Origin of the sequence: Microvirga sp. GCM10011540 (assembly GCF_042650665.1) — a bacterium.
GTDB lineage: Bacteria > Pseudomonadota > Alphaproteobacteria > Rhizobiales > Beijerinckiaceae > Microvirga > Microvirga lenta.
In genome coordinates, this window is sequence record NZ_JBHSBQ010000018.1 from 1 (window position 1) to 16,096 (window position 16,096).

Genomic DNA, 16,096 nt, shown 5'->3' on the forward strand with positions numbered 1-16,096 from the left:
CACGGACCAGGGTCTCCAGGCGCTCCCGATCAGCGGCGGAAACCTCAATGCGTTCGATCTTGCCCATCCGAGCAGCATCGCACGTCAGACCAGATTTCGGAAACACCCGTCAGTGACAGAACACTAGAGCCGAGCCCGGAACCCATAAACACTAACGGGTTCAAGAAAGGACTGTCAGCGCTTCGCCTCGTTCTGTGCCGTCAGCGGCTATTGGTTCCGGGCTCCGCTGCGCGGCCCCGGAATGACGGGCGAGCGGCACGCGCCTTCCCGCACCGGGATGACAGCGGGGCGTCTGGTGGACAGCGGATCGTGTTCCCACTTTGTTCTTGACTGTTGTTGTAAGCTAAGCTATATCGTTCGGGTCCGGTCCACCGAGGGGCGCGCTCGCGAGGCGTCGTGATTGTGGGACCGGACACGGTCCTGCGCCGGAGGGGAACGCACCCTCCTGCGGCAGGAGGCCCAGGCACCCGCCCTGGGGCCGGAGCGGGTCGCAGGCCCGGCCGCACCAGGCGTGCGGCGTTCGCCTGCGGCCGTTCACGGACCAGCGCCGCCTGAACGCCTGAAAAGAACCGTGCGCGAGGGGCCATCCGGCTCTTCCCTCTCCACCACCACCCTTCGAGCCGGTTCGCTCCTCGCGCCCCCTCGACCCAGCACGGTTCCGCGCAGCACGCCCGGAGCCCGATCACCCGTGCCTTTTGCGCTTCGGGAGTGCGCCGCCGCACTCCAGCTAAGCGTGACGTTAGGCAATCTTCCCTAAGGTCAAATCTGGAGGGCTCCATGAGGAGGTATTTTTCGGACGTGCGCCTGGAATGGATCGCGCTGGTCCTGCTGGCTCTGTCCTCGTTCTGGGCCGTGGTCTGGTTCTGGGCGAATTTTACCGAATCCGGGATGATCGACGCCTGTTTGGACGATGGCGGCGCCTGGAGCTATGAACAGTCCAGGTGCGAGGGAGCGCGCTCTTCGCCTTGACTCGCGCGCGTCCGGGTGCGAGTCGGCGCCCGGTTTCCAGTGAAAGGGCGGCTCTCGATGAAGCGCGCATTCATCTTCCCGGGGCAGGGAAGTCAGTCGGTCGGTATGGGCAAGGCCCTCGCCGAGACGTTTCCTCAGGCGAAAGCGGTCTTCGACGAGGTGGACGAGGCGCTGTCGCAGAAGCTCTCGGCCATCATGTGGGAGGGGCCTGCGGACGAGCTGACCCTGACCGCTAACACCCAGCCGGCCCTGATGGCCGTGAGCCTGGCCATGGTCCGGGTGCTGGAGGCCGAGGCCGGACTCGACCTCGGGAGGGATGCCGCCTTCGTGGCCGGCCACTCCCTGGGCGAGTACTCGGCCCTGGCCGCCGCCGGCAGCCTCACGATCGCCGACACGGCCCGGCTGCTGCGGATTCGCGGCAATGCCATGCAGGAGGCGGTGCCGGTCGGGCAGGGCGCCATGGCGGCGCTGCTGGGCCTCGAATACGACGCCGCCCTCGAGGTCGCCCGCGCGGCGGCTCAGGGAGAGGTCTGCGACGCGGCCAACGACAACGGCGGGGCGCAGGTGGTGGTCTCGGGCCATAAATCGGCGGTCGAGCGCGCCGTCGCCATCGCCCAGGAGAAGGGCGCCAAGCGCGCCGTGATGCTGGCCGTGTCCGCCCCCTTCCATTGCGCCCTCATGCAGCCCGCCGCCGACGCCATGCGCGAGGCGCTGGCCAGGGTGACGGTCCATGCCCCGGTCGTGCCGGTGGTGGCGAACGTGGAGGCGGCTCCCATCGGCGATCCCGACGCCGTCCGCGACGCCCTGGTTCGCCAGGTCACGGGAACGGTGCGCTGGCGCGAGAGCGTGGCCTATATGGCCTCCCAGGGCGTAGAAGCGTTCTACGAGGTCGGCTCGGGCAAGGTGCTGACCGGACTCGTGAAACGCATCGCGGCAGGAGCCTCGGCCACCGCGCTGGGCACCCCGGACGACGTGACCGCCTTCAAAGCTTCCCTGCAAGGATAAGGAACCACGCATGTTCGATCTTTCCGGCCGCAAGGCTCTCGTCACCGGCGCCACGGGCGGCATCGGCGGCGCCATCGCCCGCGCGCTGCACGCGCAGGGCGCGACCGTCACCCTGTCCGGCACCCGCCGGGCCGCCCTGGACGAACTGGCCGCCTCGCTGGGCGAGCGGGTCCACGTGGTCGAGGCGAACCTGTCCGACAAGGACTCGGTGGAAGCCCTTGTTCCAGCGGCGGAATCGGCCATGGAAGGGCTCGACATCCTGGTCAACAACGCGGGCGTGACCAAGGACAACCTCTTCATGCGCATGAAGGACGACGAGTGGGACACGGTGCTCGCCGTGAACCTGACCGCCGCCTTCCGCCTCTCGCGGGCGGCCGTGAAGACCATGATGCGCCGCCGCTACGGCCGCATCGTCAATATCGGCTCCGTGGTGGGCTCCACCGGCAATCCCGGCCAAGGCAACTACGCCGCCTCGAAGGCGGGCCTCATCGGCATGACCAAGGCCCTTGCGGCGGAGGTGGCGAGCCGCAATATCACCGTGAACTGCGTCGCCCCGGGCTTCATCGAGTCACCCATGACGGACGTTCTCAACGAAAAGCAGCGCGAGGGAATCCTGGGCACCATCCCCATGGGCCGCCTCGGCCAGGGCGGTGAAATCGCGTCCTCCGTCGTCTATCTCGCCTCGACGGAAGCCGGCTACGTGACGGGCCACACCCTGCACGTGAACGGCGGAATGGCCATGTTCTAAAAGGGCTTGGCGGCCCTTTCGGAATCTGTTTGCGAGTGCTCGCGAACCCCTCGCCAGAGCCGATAAGCTTGTGTTAATCATGAACTCGATTTGGTCGGAGGGGTTGACCGACGCTCAAAAATGCGGCTTTGCACGACGCAAGTTAGCGGTTCCAGCGTTGTCAGCTGAGCAGCTGATCCAATTTCAATTTCTTGATCCGCCCAATCCTGAGGCGGCAGCCACTGAGGAAAAAACGATGAGTGACGTCGCTGATCGCGTGAAGAAGATCGTTGTCGAGCACCTGGGCGTCGAAGCCGACAAGGTCACCGACAATGCCAACTTCATCGACGACCTGGGCGCCGACAGCCTGGATACCGTCGAGCTCGTCATGGCGTTCGAAGAAGAGTTCAACGTCGAGATCCCGGACGACGCGGCGGAGACCATCGTGACGGTCGGCGACGCGATCAAATTCCTCGAGAAGAACGCGGCCTAAAAAGCCAGGAGGGCGTCGGATTGCCATCCGACGCCCGTATTTTGTTCAAAGGGCAGGAAACATCATGCGGCGTGTTGTCGTCACCGGTCTTGGCATGGTCACCCCGCTGGGCTGCGGCGTCGAGGAGACGTGGGCCCGTATCCGCGACGGGCAGAGCGGCGCCGACCGGATCACCGATTTCGAAGTCGACGACCTGGCCTGCAAGATCGCCTGCCAGATCCCGCGCGGCGACGGCACCAACGGCACCTTCAACGCCGACCAGTGGATGGAGCCGAAGGAGCAGCGCAAGGTCGATCCCTTCATCGTCTATGCCATGGCGGCCGCCACCCAGGCCCTCGACGACGCGGGCTGGAAGCCCACCACGTACGAGGACCAGTGCGCCTCCGGCGTGCTGATCGGCTCCGGCATCGGCGGCATCGGCGGCATCTACGAGGCATCCCAGACCCTCATCGAGCGCGGTCCGCGCCGGGTCTCGCCGTTCTTCATTCCCGGCCGGCTCATCAATCTCGCAGGCGGCTACGTCTCGATCGAGCATGGCCTCAAGGGCCCCAACAACGCGGTCGTGACCGCCTGCTCCACCGGCTCGCACGCCATCGGCGACGCGGCCCGCCTCATCGCCCTCGGCGACGCGGAGGTGATGGTAGCCGGCGGCACGGAATCGCCCATCAACCGTCTTTCCATCGCCGGCTTCGCGGCCTGCCGCGCCCTGTCCACCGGCTACAACGACGAGCCGACGAAGGCCTCGCGCCCCTACGACAAGGACCGTGACGGCTTCGTCATGGGCGAGGGCGCAGGCGTCGTCGTGCTGGAGGAGTACGAGCACGCCAAGGCGCGCGGCGCCAAGATCTACGCCGAGGTCATCGGCTACGGCCTGTCGGGCGACGCCTATCACATCACGTCTCCGTCCGAGGACGGAGACGGGGCCTATCGCTGCATGGCCGCCGCGATCAAGCGCGCCGGAATCTCCGCGTCCGAGATCGACTACATCAATGCCCACGGCACCTCGACGCCGCTGGGCGACGAACTGGAGCTGAAGGCGGTCGAGCGCATTGTCGGCAACGCGGCCGGCAAGCTGTCCATGTCGTCGACCAAGTCGGCCATCGGCCATCTCCTGGGCGCCGCCGGCGCGGTGGAGGCGATCTTCTCGATCCTGGCGATGCGCGACGGCGTCGTGCCGCCCACGATCAATCTCGACAATCCGTCCGTCGAGACCCCGATCGACCTCGTGCCCCACAAGGCGAAGAACAAGGAAATCAACGTGGTCCTGTCCAACTCCTTCGGGTTCGGCGGCACCAATGCGTCGCTGGTGATGCGACGGGTTTCCTGATCGTTATGGTGACACGTTACGGCTTTTCGCCATAATCCCCGTTAGGGTGTCGGAGGGACGGCAGGTTCGCCGATCGGCACCAGAAAAGCATCGTGATGTTCGGCAGAAAAAAGCACACTCTGATCTCGTCGCCCGAAGCGCACCAAGAGGAAGCGCAGCAGCCGCGCCTCGCTCCCAAATCTCCGAGCGAGGCCATCAAGCCCATGGCGGCCCCGCCGCCACCGCCGCGCCTGCGCCGCCGCCGGGGCGGGCCCCTGTCCATCCTGAGCGGTGTCCTGACCCTGTTCGTGGCGCTTGCCATCGCTGCCGTCTTCGGATTCGGGATGCTGGAGCGCGAGGTGACCGCCGACGGGCCGCTGCAGAACGACAAGGTCGTCGTGATTCCGCGCAACACCGGCACCGGCGAGATCGCCGACATCCTCAAGCGGGAAGGAGTGATCGAGCAGCCCCTGCTGTTCGAGGTCTACGCGCTGGTCAGCCGGCAGCGGGGGCAGCTCAAGGCCGGCGAGTTCCAGTTCAAGGCGGGCACCAGCATCAGCGAGGCCATCGACACCCTGGCCCAGGGCAAGGCCATCCTGCATTCGGTGACGATCCCCGAGGGACTCACCAGCGAGCAGATCGTGGCGCGCCTCTACGAGAACGAGATCCTGTCCGGCGACATCATGGAGACGCCGCGGGAAGGCACGCTTCTGCCCGACACGTACAAGTTCGAGCGCGGCACGACCCGCCAGCAGATCATCAACTCCATGCAGGCGGCGCAGCGGCAGGCCCTGACGCAGATCTGGCAGCGCCGCTCCTCGGATCTGCCGATCAAGACCCCGCAGGAAATGCTCATCTTGGCCTCTATCGTCGAGAAGGAGACGGGACGAGCCGATGAGCGTACCCGCGTGGCGGGCGTGTTCATCAACCGCCTCATGAAGCGCATGAAGCTGCAATCCGACCCGACGATCGTGTACGGCCTCGTCGGCGGAAAGGGCACCCTCGGCCGCGGGATCCTGCGCAGCGAGATCGAGGCGGCGACGCCCTACAACACCTACGTGATCGAGGGACTGCCTCCGGGACCCATCGCCAATCCCGGCCGGGCCGCCCTCGAGGCGGTGGCCAATCCGTCGCGGACGAAGGATCTCTACTTCGTCGCGGACGGCTCCGGCGGCCATGCCTTTGCCGAAACGTACGAGCAGCACCAGCGCAACGTCGCCCGCTGGCGCCAAATCGAGAAGGCCCGCGCGGCCGAGACGCCGGACGACGTGGATCGGGTCGAGCCCGAGAGCGAGGGAGCCGTTCCGCCCGGTACGTCCGGCAGCCTGAACCAGGAACTCCGCGGCTCCACAAACGTGGCGCGCGGAACTCTCCCGGCCGGCCGCGCCCGGGGCTTCGACGCCAGCGAGGGGACCGACAAGGATCCTCTCAAGAACAAGTCCTACGACCTGAACTCGCCGAAGAACGTCCCCGTCCTGTCCGATCCCTGACGGCTTCGCTGCTTGTGGCGGAGGCGGGCGCGCATTATGGTCGCGCCACTTTTCAATCCCGCCCGAGGTTCAGCGTATGGCTATTGCGAGCATGACCGGCTTCGCCCGAGAAGCCGGCATCACCGGTTCCTATCAGTGGGCCTGGGAGATCAAGACCGTCAACGGGCGCGGTCTGGAGATCCGCGTGCGGACGCCGTCCGGCCTCGACGCTGTCGGCGAGGATGCACGCGGCCAGATCATGAAGGCGCTCACCCGCGGGCAGGGCCAGTTGAACCTTTCCCTCGCCAGGGCCTCCTCCGCGCCGAAGCTGCGGGTGAACCAGGACGTGCTGCAATCGCTCCTCGAAGCGGTGGGCGGCCTGTCGCTTCCCGCGAACGTGCAGCCCGCATCCCTCGACGGGCTGCTCTCGGTTCGCGGCGTGGTGGAACTCGACGACGATGCGGTCGATCCGGGGCAGGACGAGGCTCTCGTACAGGCACTGAAGGCCGGCGTCGGCTCGCTCATCGAGGCGCTGAAGACCGCCCGTCGGACCGAGGGCCAAGCGCTCGGGGGAGTTCTCGGGCAGCATCTCGATCTCGTCGCGCGTCTCGTGGACGAGGCCGATGCGGCGCCGGCCCGCCGGCCCGAGGCGATCCGCCTGCGGCTCGAGGCGCAGATCGACCAGATCCTCGAAGGCAAGTCCACCCTCGATCCGGCCCGGCTTCACCAGGAAGCGGTGCTCATCGCCGCCCGGGCCGACATTCGCGAGGAGCTGGACCGGCTGCGGGCGCATGTGGATGCCGCGCGGGGGCTGCTGCAGGAGGGCGGTCCCGTGGGGCGGCGGCTCGATTTCCTGGCGCAGGAGTTCGGGCGCGAGGCGAACACCCTGTGCGCCAAGGCCAACGACGTCTCGCTGTCGCGGATCGGTCTTGACCTGAAAGCCGTGATCGAACAATTCCGCGAGCAGGTTCAGAACGTCGAGTAGCAAGGGAGTACGGGTGTGGTGGAACTGAAGCGGCGCGGTCTTCTCCTGATCCTGTCCTCCCCGTCTGGGGCGGGCAAGTCGACCCTCACGCGCAACCTCGTGCGCGAGGACCGGGGAATCCGTCTGTCGATCTCCGTCACGACCCGACAGAAGCGCCCGTCCGAGATCAACGGCGTCCATTACAATTTCATGGAAGACGTGGCCGATTTCGAGGAGCTGCGGGACCGGGGCGATCTCCTCGAATGGGCCCAGGTTCACGGCAATTACTACGGCACGCCGCGCAAGCCCGTGGAGCAGTCCCTCGCCCGAGGCGAGGACATGATGTTCGACATCGACTGGCAGGGCACGAAGCAGATCGTCGAGAAGATGCGCGCGGATGTGGTGAGCGTCTTCATCCTGCCGCCCTCGATGGCCGAGCTGAAGGCAAGGCTCGAGCGCCGGGCCGAAGACACGCCCGAGGTGATCGCCCGCCGCCTGCGCAATGCCCGCGACGAGATCGCCCAGTGGGCTGCTTACGACTACGTGCTGATCAACGACGACCTCGACCGCACCTATGGCGACCTGAAGTCCATCCTGGCCGCCGAGCGCCTGCGCCGCGAGCGCCAGGTGGAACTCGAAGGCTTCATCGACGGGTTGCTGGGGGAGCCTGTCGGCTAGGTCGTCCCTGCCGCTGTCTCGGGCCTGTGCCGGGGACCGTGCTGTCCGCCTTGAGACTCCGGGCTCGGGGGCTCATCGTTCCCGGCTGCGATCCAAGGCGTTCGCGAGGGCGACATAGCCTTCCACGGGAACGTTCTCGGCCCTTGTCGTCTCTTCCAGGCCCGCTGCCGCAATGACCGCGGACGGGTCCGGCGTGATGGATTTCAGGCTTTGGCGCAGCATCTTGCGCCGTTGCCCGAAGGCGGCGCGGGTCACCGCTTCCAGCGCGCCGATGCGACAGGGCAGGGGCTCCGGCCGCGGCGTCAGGTGGACGACGCTCGACGTGATCTTCGGCGGCGGCACGAAGGCCGAAGGCGGCACGTCGAAAAGAATGCGGGCCTGCGTGCGCCATCCGCAGAGGACGCCGAGGCGGCCGTAATCCTTCGGATCGCTCTCGTCGGCCACGATGCGCTCGGCCACCTCCCGCTGGAACATCAGGGTGAGCGACGACCACCAGGGCGGCCAGGATTCCGTCGTGAGCCAGCCGGTCAGAAGGGCGGTGCCGACGTTGTAGGGGAGGTTGGAGATGATGCGGACCGTGCCTTCGCCGACCATGGGCCGGGGATCGAATTCCAGGGCATCCGCTTCGACGACTTCGAGCCGGCCCGGATAATGGGCGGCGATCTCCGCAAGAACCGGCATGCACCGGGAATCGCGTTCGATGGCGATCACCCGCTTGGCGCCGGCGGCCAGGATGGCGCGGGTCAGCCCGCCCGGACCCGGGCCAACTTCGATGATTGTGGCATCCTCCAGCGGGCCTGCTGAGCGTGCGATCCTGCTGGTGAGATTGAGATCGAAGAGAAAGTTCTGGCCGAGGGATTTCTTGGCCATAAGGCCATGGGCGCGAACCACCTCGCGCAGGGGCGGCAGGTCGTCGATCTGGCTCATGGCGCATCCCGCCGCGAACCGAGGCGTGCGGCCAGGCGAATGGCCGCCATCAGGCTGTCCGGCCGGGCAATGCCCTTGCCGGCGATGTCGAAGGCGGTTCCATGGTCGGGCGAGGTGCGCACGAAGGGAAGCCCCAGCGTCACGTTGACGGCCTCGTCGAACGCGATGGTCTTGATCGGGATCAGAGCCTGGTCGTGGTACATCGCCAACGCCGCATCGTAGCGCTGGCGGGCGCGGGCATGGAACATCGTGTCCGCAGGCAGGGGGCCTGCCGCTTCGATGCCGTCTGCCCGCAGGATCTCGATGGCAGGCGCGATGATGCGGTCGTCTTCCATTCCCATGGCCCCGCTCTCCCCTGCGTGAGGGTTAAGGCCCGCCAAGGCAAGTCGCGGATGGGAAAGGCCGAAACGCTCCTTCAGTTCCCGCGCCACGATGCGGCCGGTCCGGACGATCAGGTCCGTGGTCAGGGCCGAGGGCACGGAGGAGAGCGGGATATGGACCGTCACGGGCACGACCGCGAGTTCATCGCTCCAGAGCATCATGACGGGATGCGGGGACTCGCTCCCGCCTTCCGATGCGAGCGCGGCGAGGAACTCCGTATGGCCCGGATGCCGAAAGCCGGCATCGTAGAGCACATGCTTGGCGATGGGATTGGTCACGAGCGCCGGCGCCTCGCCTTTGCGGACAAGGCGCACGGCGGTCTCGATGGCCTCGATCACGGAAGGGGCACAGGCGGGATCGGGTTGCCCCGGGCTGGCCTTGACGGTGGTACTCAGAGGGATGACGGGCAGGGCGCCATCGAAGGCGGCCACAGCCTCGGCAGGACGGACCGGCACGATGGGGACGTTCCATCTCAATCTGGAGGCAAGCCCGTTCAAGTGATCGGGATCGGCCAGGACCGCGAAAGCCGGAAGGCGCGCCTCCTTCCGCTGGAGCCATGCCTTGAGGGTCAGTTCAGGCCCAATGCCGGCCGGATCGCCCTGGGTGACGAGGAGCGGCCGTCCGTCCGCGTCCATCACTGGGCGGCAACGCCTTCTTGTCCGGCTTCGTCGCCGAGATTCTGATTGAGCGTGACCTCACCGAGCGTCCGCAGTTCGAGCCGCAGCAGCACGGTATGGTTCCGCTCGCTCTCGCCCGACGTGATAGCCGTGTCGCGCGGTGCCACGGAGTAGTTGACCGAGAAGGTCGTGCACTCGTCGATGTAGCCGATGCCGAGGCCCAAGGAGCTGACATAGGCCGAATCCGTGCGATTGTAGACGGCATTCACAGGGTCCACGGCGTACTGGGCAGCGTAAAGATCGCGGGCGAGGAGATAACGGTCGAGATCCAAGAGGACCGAGCCTGAGACGTACCAGTTCGGAGTAATATTCCACCGCGCAGAGGCTTGGAGGCCTTCGCGGCGATGATTGAAGCCGATCTCGGGCTGGGCCGCATATCGGGCATAGGTGAGCGACGCAGAGATCGGCAGGTAGGGATCGAAGTTCGCAGTGACGCCGGCTTCGAAGCGGTTGAGGCTGAAATCCTCCTGATCGAACCGGGCACGGGTCACGAACGAGAAATTGTTGTTCGGCTTGAGCTGGAAACGGCCGACATAGTCCGATGCACGGGATTCCAAGCCGGAGGCCGGGCCGACATTCGCAAGATCTCCCTGTCGGAAGGAATTGCGCCCCGCCACTTGGAAGGACTGGCCGAACAGTAGGTTGGCATAGAAGCCTTCCGCGCCTGTGACAGTGTACTGGAGGCCGAGATTGGCGCGCACACCGCCTTCCGCGCGGTCATAGCCGGAGAACTTATCCCATTCGAATAGGGAGCTGTCCTCGAAGACGAGGCTCTGCGCGTCCTCGTTCGGCAGATGTCCGATTCGAGTCTCGTTGGGTCGGGCAACGATCTGGGCGATCGGTTCGATGATCTGCGTACCCGAGGTGCCGATATCGGCCACGAACGGGAACCGGTACTCGAGGCCGACAGCCGGCATGGCCCGGAAGAGGAAATCGTCGTCGCCGCCGATGAAGTTCGACAGTTCGATGTTCGGATAGCCGTTGAAGTCCGGGGCGATCCAGAAGGAATCGGCGCGGAAATAGGTGAACGGCGTCCAGACCTGCCCGATGGGATCGATGAATTCGCGACGCCAGGACAAGTTGATCGAAGCGCGCGACATGGAACCGCTGATGCCGCGAACGAGGCACGATTCCGGGTCATAGACGGCGCAGGTCTCGTACTGACCGAAGAGATAGCCCTTCTGGCTCGTCAGACTCTGAAACTGAGCGGCCTCGCGAGAGAGGCTCGTCACGTTCACGTCGATCGCGAATTCGCCGCCGATCCCGGCCGGAGTGATGCGCTTGTTATAGTCAAGGACAGGATGCACGACAGGCTGCTGCTTCTGCCAGTCGCTCGTCGAGAGGCCCTGGAAATAGTACCCCCGGACATCGAAGAACGAACGGTCGCCCTGACCTTGCAGATAGAGCGTGGAGATCGACTCTTTGACGTAAAGGGAGCTGAGGCTTTCGCTGCGGATCCGGTAGTTCTGCAGGAACCATTTGTCCGAGAGCAGGGCGACGTCCCAGCCCCATTTCCAGCGTTCGTTGATGTAGAAGAGACCCGTGGATTCCAGCGAGCCGCGCGCATCCCGGTCGCCCGCTCCGTAGGGGCTGCTGAGAAATGCGTCGCCGTCACGCTGGAAGATGCCGGCGGCGCGGATGTTATACGCGCCGTTCTCCAGACGGTGCCGCCACTCGACCTCCCCGAGCACACCCTGGCGGCTCAGGATGGTCGGTGTGATTGTGAGATCGTAGTTGGGTGCGATGGCCCAGAAGAACGGGATCGACGCGCCGACGCCGAGAGAACTCGAATAGACGTAGCGCGGGGACAGAAAGCCCGTCTTGCGCTTGACCGTCGGATCGGGGGTCCAGAAATAGGGCAGATAGGCGACGGGCAACCCGAGAATTTCGAGGCTCGCATCCTCGTAATAGATCGTCTGTTCGCTGTTGTTGTGGATGATCCGGGCGGCCTTGACCTGCCAGAGCGGCGGCCTTTCCGGATTGTCCTTGCACGGTTCGCAGGCGGTGTAGGTGCCGCGCTCGAAAACGGTCGTCTCGCCCTCGGAGCGCTCGGCGCGGGGGGCGGAGAACCGGGTCGTGACGGGACGGCCGTTCTCCTCGACCGTCTGGACGACCCGAAGCGAGTTGATGAAGCCGTTCTTGAAGTCGTCCGTCAGTTCGAAGCGGTCGCCGGTCACGACGGCGCCGCTCGAATCGGTCAGCCTCGCATTGCCCTCGGCAAAAACCCGCCCGGTGTTCCGGTCGTAGGTGACGCGATCGGCCTGCAGGGTCCGGCCCTGATAGTTCATCTGGACATCGCCGGAGGCCGCGATGGTATTGTTGTCGTTGTTGTAGATGATCTCGTTGGCATCGACGAGGAGGCGGTCCTGGCCCGAGCCGGACTGCGCCCGCGCGCTGATGGCGTCATTGAGGGACTGGGCAAGCGCAGGCTCAGACCCGACGGCACAAAGGAGCGCCATCGCGACCGCAGACGTTGCGATCGTTGTCGTGAACCGTTCCATGCCTACTCCCCTACCGCGCCCCTTTGTCGAGAACGGTCAGCCGTCCTCTTGGTACAACAACGCCAGAGTCCCTAACAAACTGCCTACTACAGCAGGGAGCCAGGCGGCGACAACCGAACTGATGATTCCGGCCGCCCCAAGCTCCGCCATAAGCTCCGTCGCGACATAAAGCATGAAGCCGGCGGCGACGCCACCCAGAACCATCATCGCTACACCGCCAAATCGAAAGAATCTTAACGACACCGATGCCGCTACGAAAACCATCGCGATGAAGAGAAGGGGGCGGGCGAGAAGGATGTCGTAATGCAGGCGATAGGCCGTCGTGTTGATGTCGGCCTGCTCCAGGCGGTCGATCGTTTCCTTCAGGTTCCAGAAGGGGACCGCGTCGGGATTGGTGAAGCTCTGCTTGACCTCTGAAGGCTGGAGGCTGGAGGAAACCTGGTATCGGTCATAGGAATGCGGCTCCTCCGTCGCGCTCAGGACCCTCGCTTCCTTGAGCTCCCAGTAGCCCTCGTGAAGGGTCGCCTCCTTGGCCTCGATTCGCTGGCTGAAGGCACCCGAATTGTCGAAGGCGTAGACGGTGACGCCGGTGATCGTCGTGGAATCCTGGAGCGCTCCCTCGGCGCGGAAGATCGCCTGCCCGTCGAGGCTCTTCTGCCGAATCCAGATCGGCTTGTCCCTGCTTTGCACGGGATTGCTGAAGACCTTCGCCTCCATGTCGGAGGCCTGCTGCTTCAGGAACGCGGAGACAGGATTGTAGACCGTTACGGAAAGGATGCCCATCGCCAGTGCCACGAACAGGCCCGGCTGCAGGAACTGCCATGCCGAGATGCCGGCGGCCCGGGCGATGACCAGTTCAAGCTTGCGGCTGAGCTGCAGGAGGGTGGCCATGCTTCCGAAGAGAACGGCGAACGGCATGACCTGCTCGGCGATGGCCGGCGTCCGGAAGAGGGCCAACTGGGCCATGAGAGGGGCCGTGGCTCCCTCCGTATCGCCGGCCCGGCGCATCAGCTCCACGAAATCGAGGGTGTAGACGAGGGCGAAGACCGTTGCGAAGACCAGGAAAATAGTCTTCAGAAACTGCCGTGAGAAATAGGTGCCGAGCGTTGCGCCGATAAGCATGCTCAGGCCCTCCGGATGGCGGGGGTTCTGGAGGGAATCAGGGCACGGATCCTTGCCTGGATGGCCCTGGTGGTCGAGCCCTGCATGATCAGCATCAGGGAGATGACGATCGCCGACAGGGGAACGGCATAGACGGCAACAACCGCCGCTTCCGACCGCACGACGGCGCTCGAGGCGGCAAAGCCGGCGATTCGAAGCGCGACCACGGCCACCACCGCCGTCGCAATGGCGAGGCCACGTCCCTGACGCGTCGTGCGCGGGTCGCCGAGAGCCGCGAAGGCGATGATCATCATGGCGAGCGGGTAGAGCCAGGACGAAAGGCGGTCGTGGAGCTCCGCCCGGAACCGGCCTTCCTGATATTGGTAGAAGGCGTCGTCCTTATTGGGGAAGAGGAGCTGAGTGGTGCTCCGCTCGCGGGGGCGATAGACGATCTCGCCGTTGCCGTCCTGGTTGAAGGCCGACAGATCGACCGCATAGCGCTCGAAGGCCACGATGGACGAATCGCGGCTGTTCGGCTCCTTGCGCTGAACGCTGCCCTTTTCGAGGACGAGATAGGCCTGTCCGTTGTTTTCGACCGTCTGTCCCCGCTCGGCGAGGTAGACGATGACCTTGTCCTTCTCCCGCTGGTCCTCCATGAAAATGCCCAGCAGGGCATCGCCCGAACGCTCGCGGTAATGGAAGGTGATGCCGTTCTCGAGGGTGATGAACTGGCCTTCCTTGGCCATGGTCGCCACGAAGTCCGCCCGGATCTTCGTGACGAGGTTTCGCATCTCCTGAAAGCTCGCCGGCATCACGTAGACGGTGATCATTCCCACGACGAGGCACACGAAGGCCGCCAGGGTGACGAACGGCCTCAGGAGGCGCAGCGGCCGCATGCCGGCGGCGCTCATGACGATCAGCTCGGAATCGCTGTTGAGCTTGTTGAGCGCGTAGATCGTCGCCAGGAACAGGGCGACGGGGGAGATCACGCTGATGAGGGCGGGCAGGGACAGCCCCGTCACGGTCATGAAGATGAAGAGCGTCTGGCCCTTGCCGGTCAGGAGGTCGAGCTCCCGCAGGGCCTGCGTGATCCAGATGACGCCCGTGAGGGCGATCAGGCACGCGGTAAAGGCCGTGAATGCGATCTTCAGGATGTATCGTTCGAGAAGTGTCATGAAGCCCTTCGCCTCTTGGGCGCGAACGCCCTGGGTACATTGTCACCTGCTCGCAGGCAAGGCCGGCGCCGTCTCAACAGCTTGGGATTGCGCCGCTTTCACGGCAATGCCTGCGTGATCCCGTGCCCTATATGCTGTATGTCAACAAGTCGCAGCCGGTCCCGAGCCGGCGTCAGCAGCCACCATCAAGAGGATTTCATGGCCGACAGCTTCAAGATCGATTTCCAGGCCCATGGGGACGTCGGAGCCGGTGATCTCATCGTCTTCGTCGACGAAAATCTCAAGCCGAGTCCCTCGGTCGCGAAGCGGATCGGGCCGAAGGCTGTCGATCTCATTGCCAGGGCCGCTGCCGCCGAGGGCTTCAAGGGCAAGGCCAAATCGAGCCTGACCATTCCTGCGCCGACGGTCATTGCGGCGGACCGCCTGGTCGTGATCGGCGTCGGCGGCGAGAAGGACCGGGCCTCCCTGGACTGGGCGCAGTTCGGCGGCCTGATCGCCGGCAAGGCCTCGGGCAAGACCGCGACCGCCGTCCTCGACATGCCCGGGATCGACGTGACGCCGGATGCGGTGGCGGACATGGCGCTCGGGGTCCAGCTCCGGCGTTACAGCTTCGACCGCTACAAGACCAAGAAGGACGATTCCAAGCCGAACGGCACCACCCGCCTGACCTTCAGCGTGGCGGATCCCGCGGCCATGAAGAAGGCCTACAAGGCCCGCGAGGGTGTGGCGGCCGGCGTCCTCATCGCCCGCGATCTCGTCAACGAGCCGCCGAACGTGCTCGGCCCCAAGGAGTTCGCCGCCAGGGCCGAGGCCCTGACGAAGGTGGGTGTCGAGGTCGAGATCCTCGACGAGAAGGCCATGCAGAAGCTCGGCATGCGCGCGCTGCTGGGCGTCGGGCAGGGCTCCGTCCGCGGCAGCCGCGTCGCCATCATGCGCTGGAACGGCGGCAAGGCGGCCGACAAGCCCGTCGCCTTCATCGGCAAGGGCGTGGTGTTCGATTCCGGCGGCATTTCCATCAAGCCGGGCGGCGGCATGGAGGACATGAAGGGCGACATGGCCGGCGCGGCCTGCGTGGTCGGCCTCATGCATGCGCTGGCCAGCCGGAAGGCGAAGGCGAACGTGGTCGGCGTCATCGGCCTCGTGGAGAACATGCCCGACGGCAATGCCCAGCGCCCGGGCGACATCGTCACCACCATGTCGGGCCAGACCATCGAGATCGTCAACACCGATGCGGAGGGCCGTCTGGTCCTGGCAGACGTGCTCTGGTACGTGCAGGAGCGGTTCAAGCCCAAGTTCATGATCGACCTGGCAACCCTGACGGGCGCGATCCTCGTGGCGCTGGCCCAGGAATATGCTGGGCTCTTCTCGAACAACGACGAACTCGCCCAGCGCATCACGGCGGCCGGACAGGCCACCGGCGAGCGGGTCTGGCGGATGCCGCTCGGTCCGGAATTCGACAAGATGATCGAGTCGAAATTCGCCGACATGAAGAATTCCGGCGGCCGGCACGGCGGGTCGAGCACGGCGGCGGCGCTGCTCCAGCGTTTCGTCAACGACGTGCCCTGGGCCCATCTCGACATCGCCGGCACGGCCATGGGCTCGCCCCAGACCGAGATCAACAAGGGTTGGAGCTCCGGCTGGGGCGTCCGCCTGCTCGACCGCCTCGTGCGGGACCACTACGAGGGTTGAGGATGACGGCCAGAAAGGACCTGCCGGAGCTCGC

The 16,096-nt window shown here is 65.5% G+C and carries 14 protein-coding genes; 9 read left to right on the forward strand and 5 right to left on the reverse strand.

Going from position 1 to position 16,096, the window contains the following annotated elements; genetic code table 11:
* The first annotated feature begins 777 nt into the window (after positions 1 to 777).
* From ACFOYU_RS07455 to gmk, 8 genes are all read left to right on the forward strand, one after another.
* Positions 778 to 969: a hypothetical protein gene (locus tag ACFOYU_RS07455; RefSeq protein ID WP_377033069.1), complete on the forward strand. Its 192-nt coding sequence runs from the start codon at positions 778 to 780 to the stop codon at positions 967 to 969.
* A gap of 57 nt (positions 970 to 1,026) precedes the next feature.
* Positions 1,027 to 1,974: an ACP S-malonyltransferase gene (gene fabD, locus ACFOYU_RS07460; protein ID WP_377033070.1), complete on the forward strand. Its 948-nt coding sequence runs from the start codon at positions 1,027 to 1,029 to the stop codon at positions 1,972 to 1,974.
* Between the two features lie 10 nt (positions 1,975 to 1,984).
* Positions 1,985 to 2,722, forward strand: a complete 738-nt coding sequence (gene fabG, locus ACFOYU_RS07465; protein ID WP_377033071.1) for a 3-oxoacyl-[acyl-carrier-protein] reductase — start codon at positions 1,985 to 1,987, stop codon at positions 2,720 to 2,722.
* Between the two features lie 235 nt (positions 2,723 to 2,957).
* Entirely contained in the window at positions 2,958 to 3,194 is a 237-nt protein-coding gene (locus ACFOYU_RS07470; protein ID WP_114185050.1) for an acyl carrier protein, read from the forward strand.
* Positions 3,195 to 3,258: 64 nt separating this feature from the next.
* Positions 3,259 to 4,521: a beta-ketoacyl-ACP synthase II gene (fabF, locus tag ACFOYU_RS07475; RefSeq protein ID WP_226741136.1), complete on the forward strand. Its 1,263-nt coding sequence runs from the start codon at positions 3,259 to 3,261 to the stop codon at positions 4,519 to 4,521.
* Between the two features lie 95 nt (positions 4,522 to 4,616).
* On the forward strand, positions 4,617 to 5,990 hold the full coding sequence (gene mltG / locus ACFOYU_RS07480) for an endolytic transglycosylase MltG (protein ID WP_377033072.1): 1,374 nt from the start codon (positions 4,617 to 4,619) through the stop codon (positions 5,988 to 5,990).
* Between the two features lie 76 nt (positions 5,991 to 6,066).
* A complete protein-coding gene (locus ACFOYU_RS07485) occupies positions 6,067 to 6,954 on the forward strand; it encodes a YicC/YloC family endoribonuclease (protein WP_377033073.1) in 888 nt (295 codons plus the stop codon).
* Positions 6,955 to 6,969: 15 nt separating this feature from the next.
* Positions 6,970 to 7,611, forward strand: a complete 642-nt coding sequence (gmk, locus tag ACFOYU_RS07490; protein ID WP_226741133.1) for a guanylate kinase — start codon at positions 6,970 to 6,972, stop codon at positions 7,609 to 7,611.
* 72 nt (positions 7,612 to 7,683) lie between these two features.
* Here the strand turns inward: gmk and rsmA are convergent, their stop codons facing one another.
* From rsmA to lptF, 5 genes are read right to left on the reverse strand one after another with little or no spacing between them, the layout of a single operon-like run.
* Positions 7,684 to 8,538 (reverse strand): 16S rRNA (adenine(1518)-N(6)/adenine(1519)-N(6))-dimethyltransferase RsmA, encoded by an 855-nt coding sequence (gene rsmA, locus ACFOYU_RS07495; protein WP_377033074.1) that lies wholly within the window; start codon positions 8,536 to 8,538, stop codon positions 7,684 to 7,686.
* Positions 8,535 to 9,554, reverse strand: coding sequence for a 4-hydroxythreonine-4-phosphate dehydrogenase PdxA (gene pdxA, locus ACFOYU_RS07500; protein WP_377033103.1), 1,020 nt, complete (start codon positions 9,552 to 9,554; stop codon positions 8,535 to 8,537). The genes rsmA and pdxA overlap by 4 nt, the downstream gene beginning before the upstream one ends.
* Positions 9,554 to 12,097, reverse strand: a complete 2,544-nt coding sequence (locus tag ACFOYU_RS07505) for an LPS-assembly protein LptD (protein WP_377033075.1) — start codon at positions 12,095 to 12,097, stop codon at positions 9,554 to 9,556. Before ACFOYU_RS07505 ends, pdxA begins: the two co-directional genes overlap by 1 nt.
* Before the next feature lie 36 nt (positions 12,098 to 12,133).
* Positions 12,134 to 13,219, reverse strand: coding sequence for an LPS export ABC transporter permease LptG (lptG, locus tag ACFOYU_RS07510; RefSeq protein WP_377033076.1), 1,086 nt, complete (start codon positions 13,217 to 13,219; stop codon positions 12,134 to 12,136).
* A gap of 2 nt (positions 13,220 to 13,221) precedes the next feature.
* A complete protein-coding gene (gene lptF, locus ACFOYU_RS07515) occupies positions 13,222 to 14,373 on the reverse strand; it encodes an LPS export ABC transporter permease LptF (protein WP_377033077.1) in 1,152 nt (383 codons plus the stop codon).
* Between the two features lie 198 nt (positions 14,374 to 14,571).
* Between lptF and ACFOYU_RS07520 the strand changes: the two genes are divergently transcribed.
* Positions 14,572 to 16,062 (forward strand): leucyl aminopeptidase, encoded by a 1,491-nt coding sequence (locus tag ACFOYU_RS07520; protein ID WP_226741128.1) that lies wholly within the window; start codon positions 14,572 to 14,574, stop codon positions 16,060 to 16,062.
* Positions 16,063 to 16,096 lie beyond the last annotated feature (34 nt).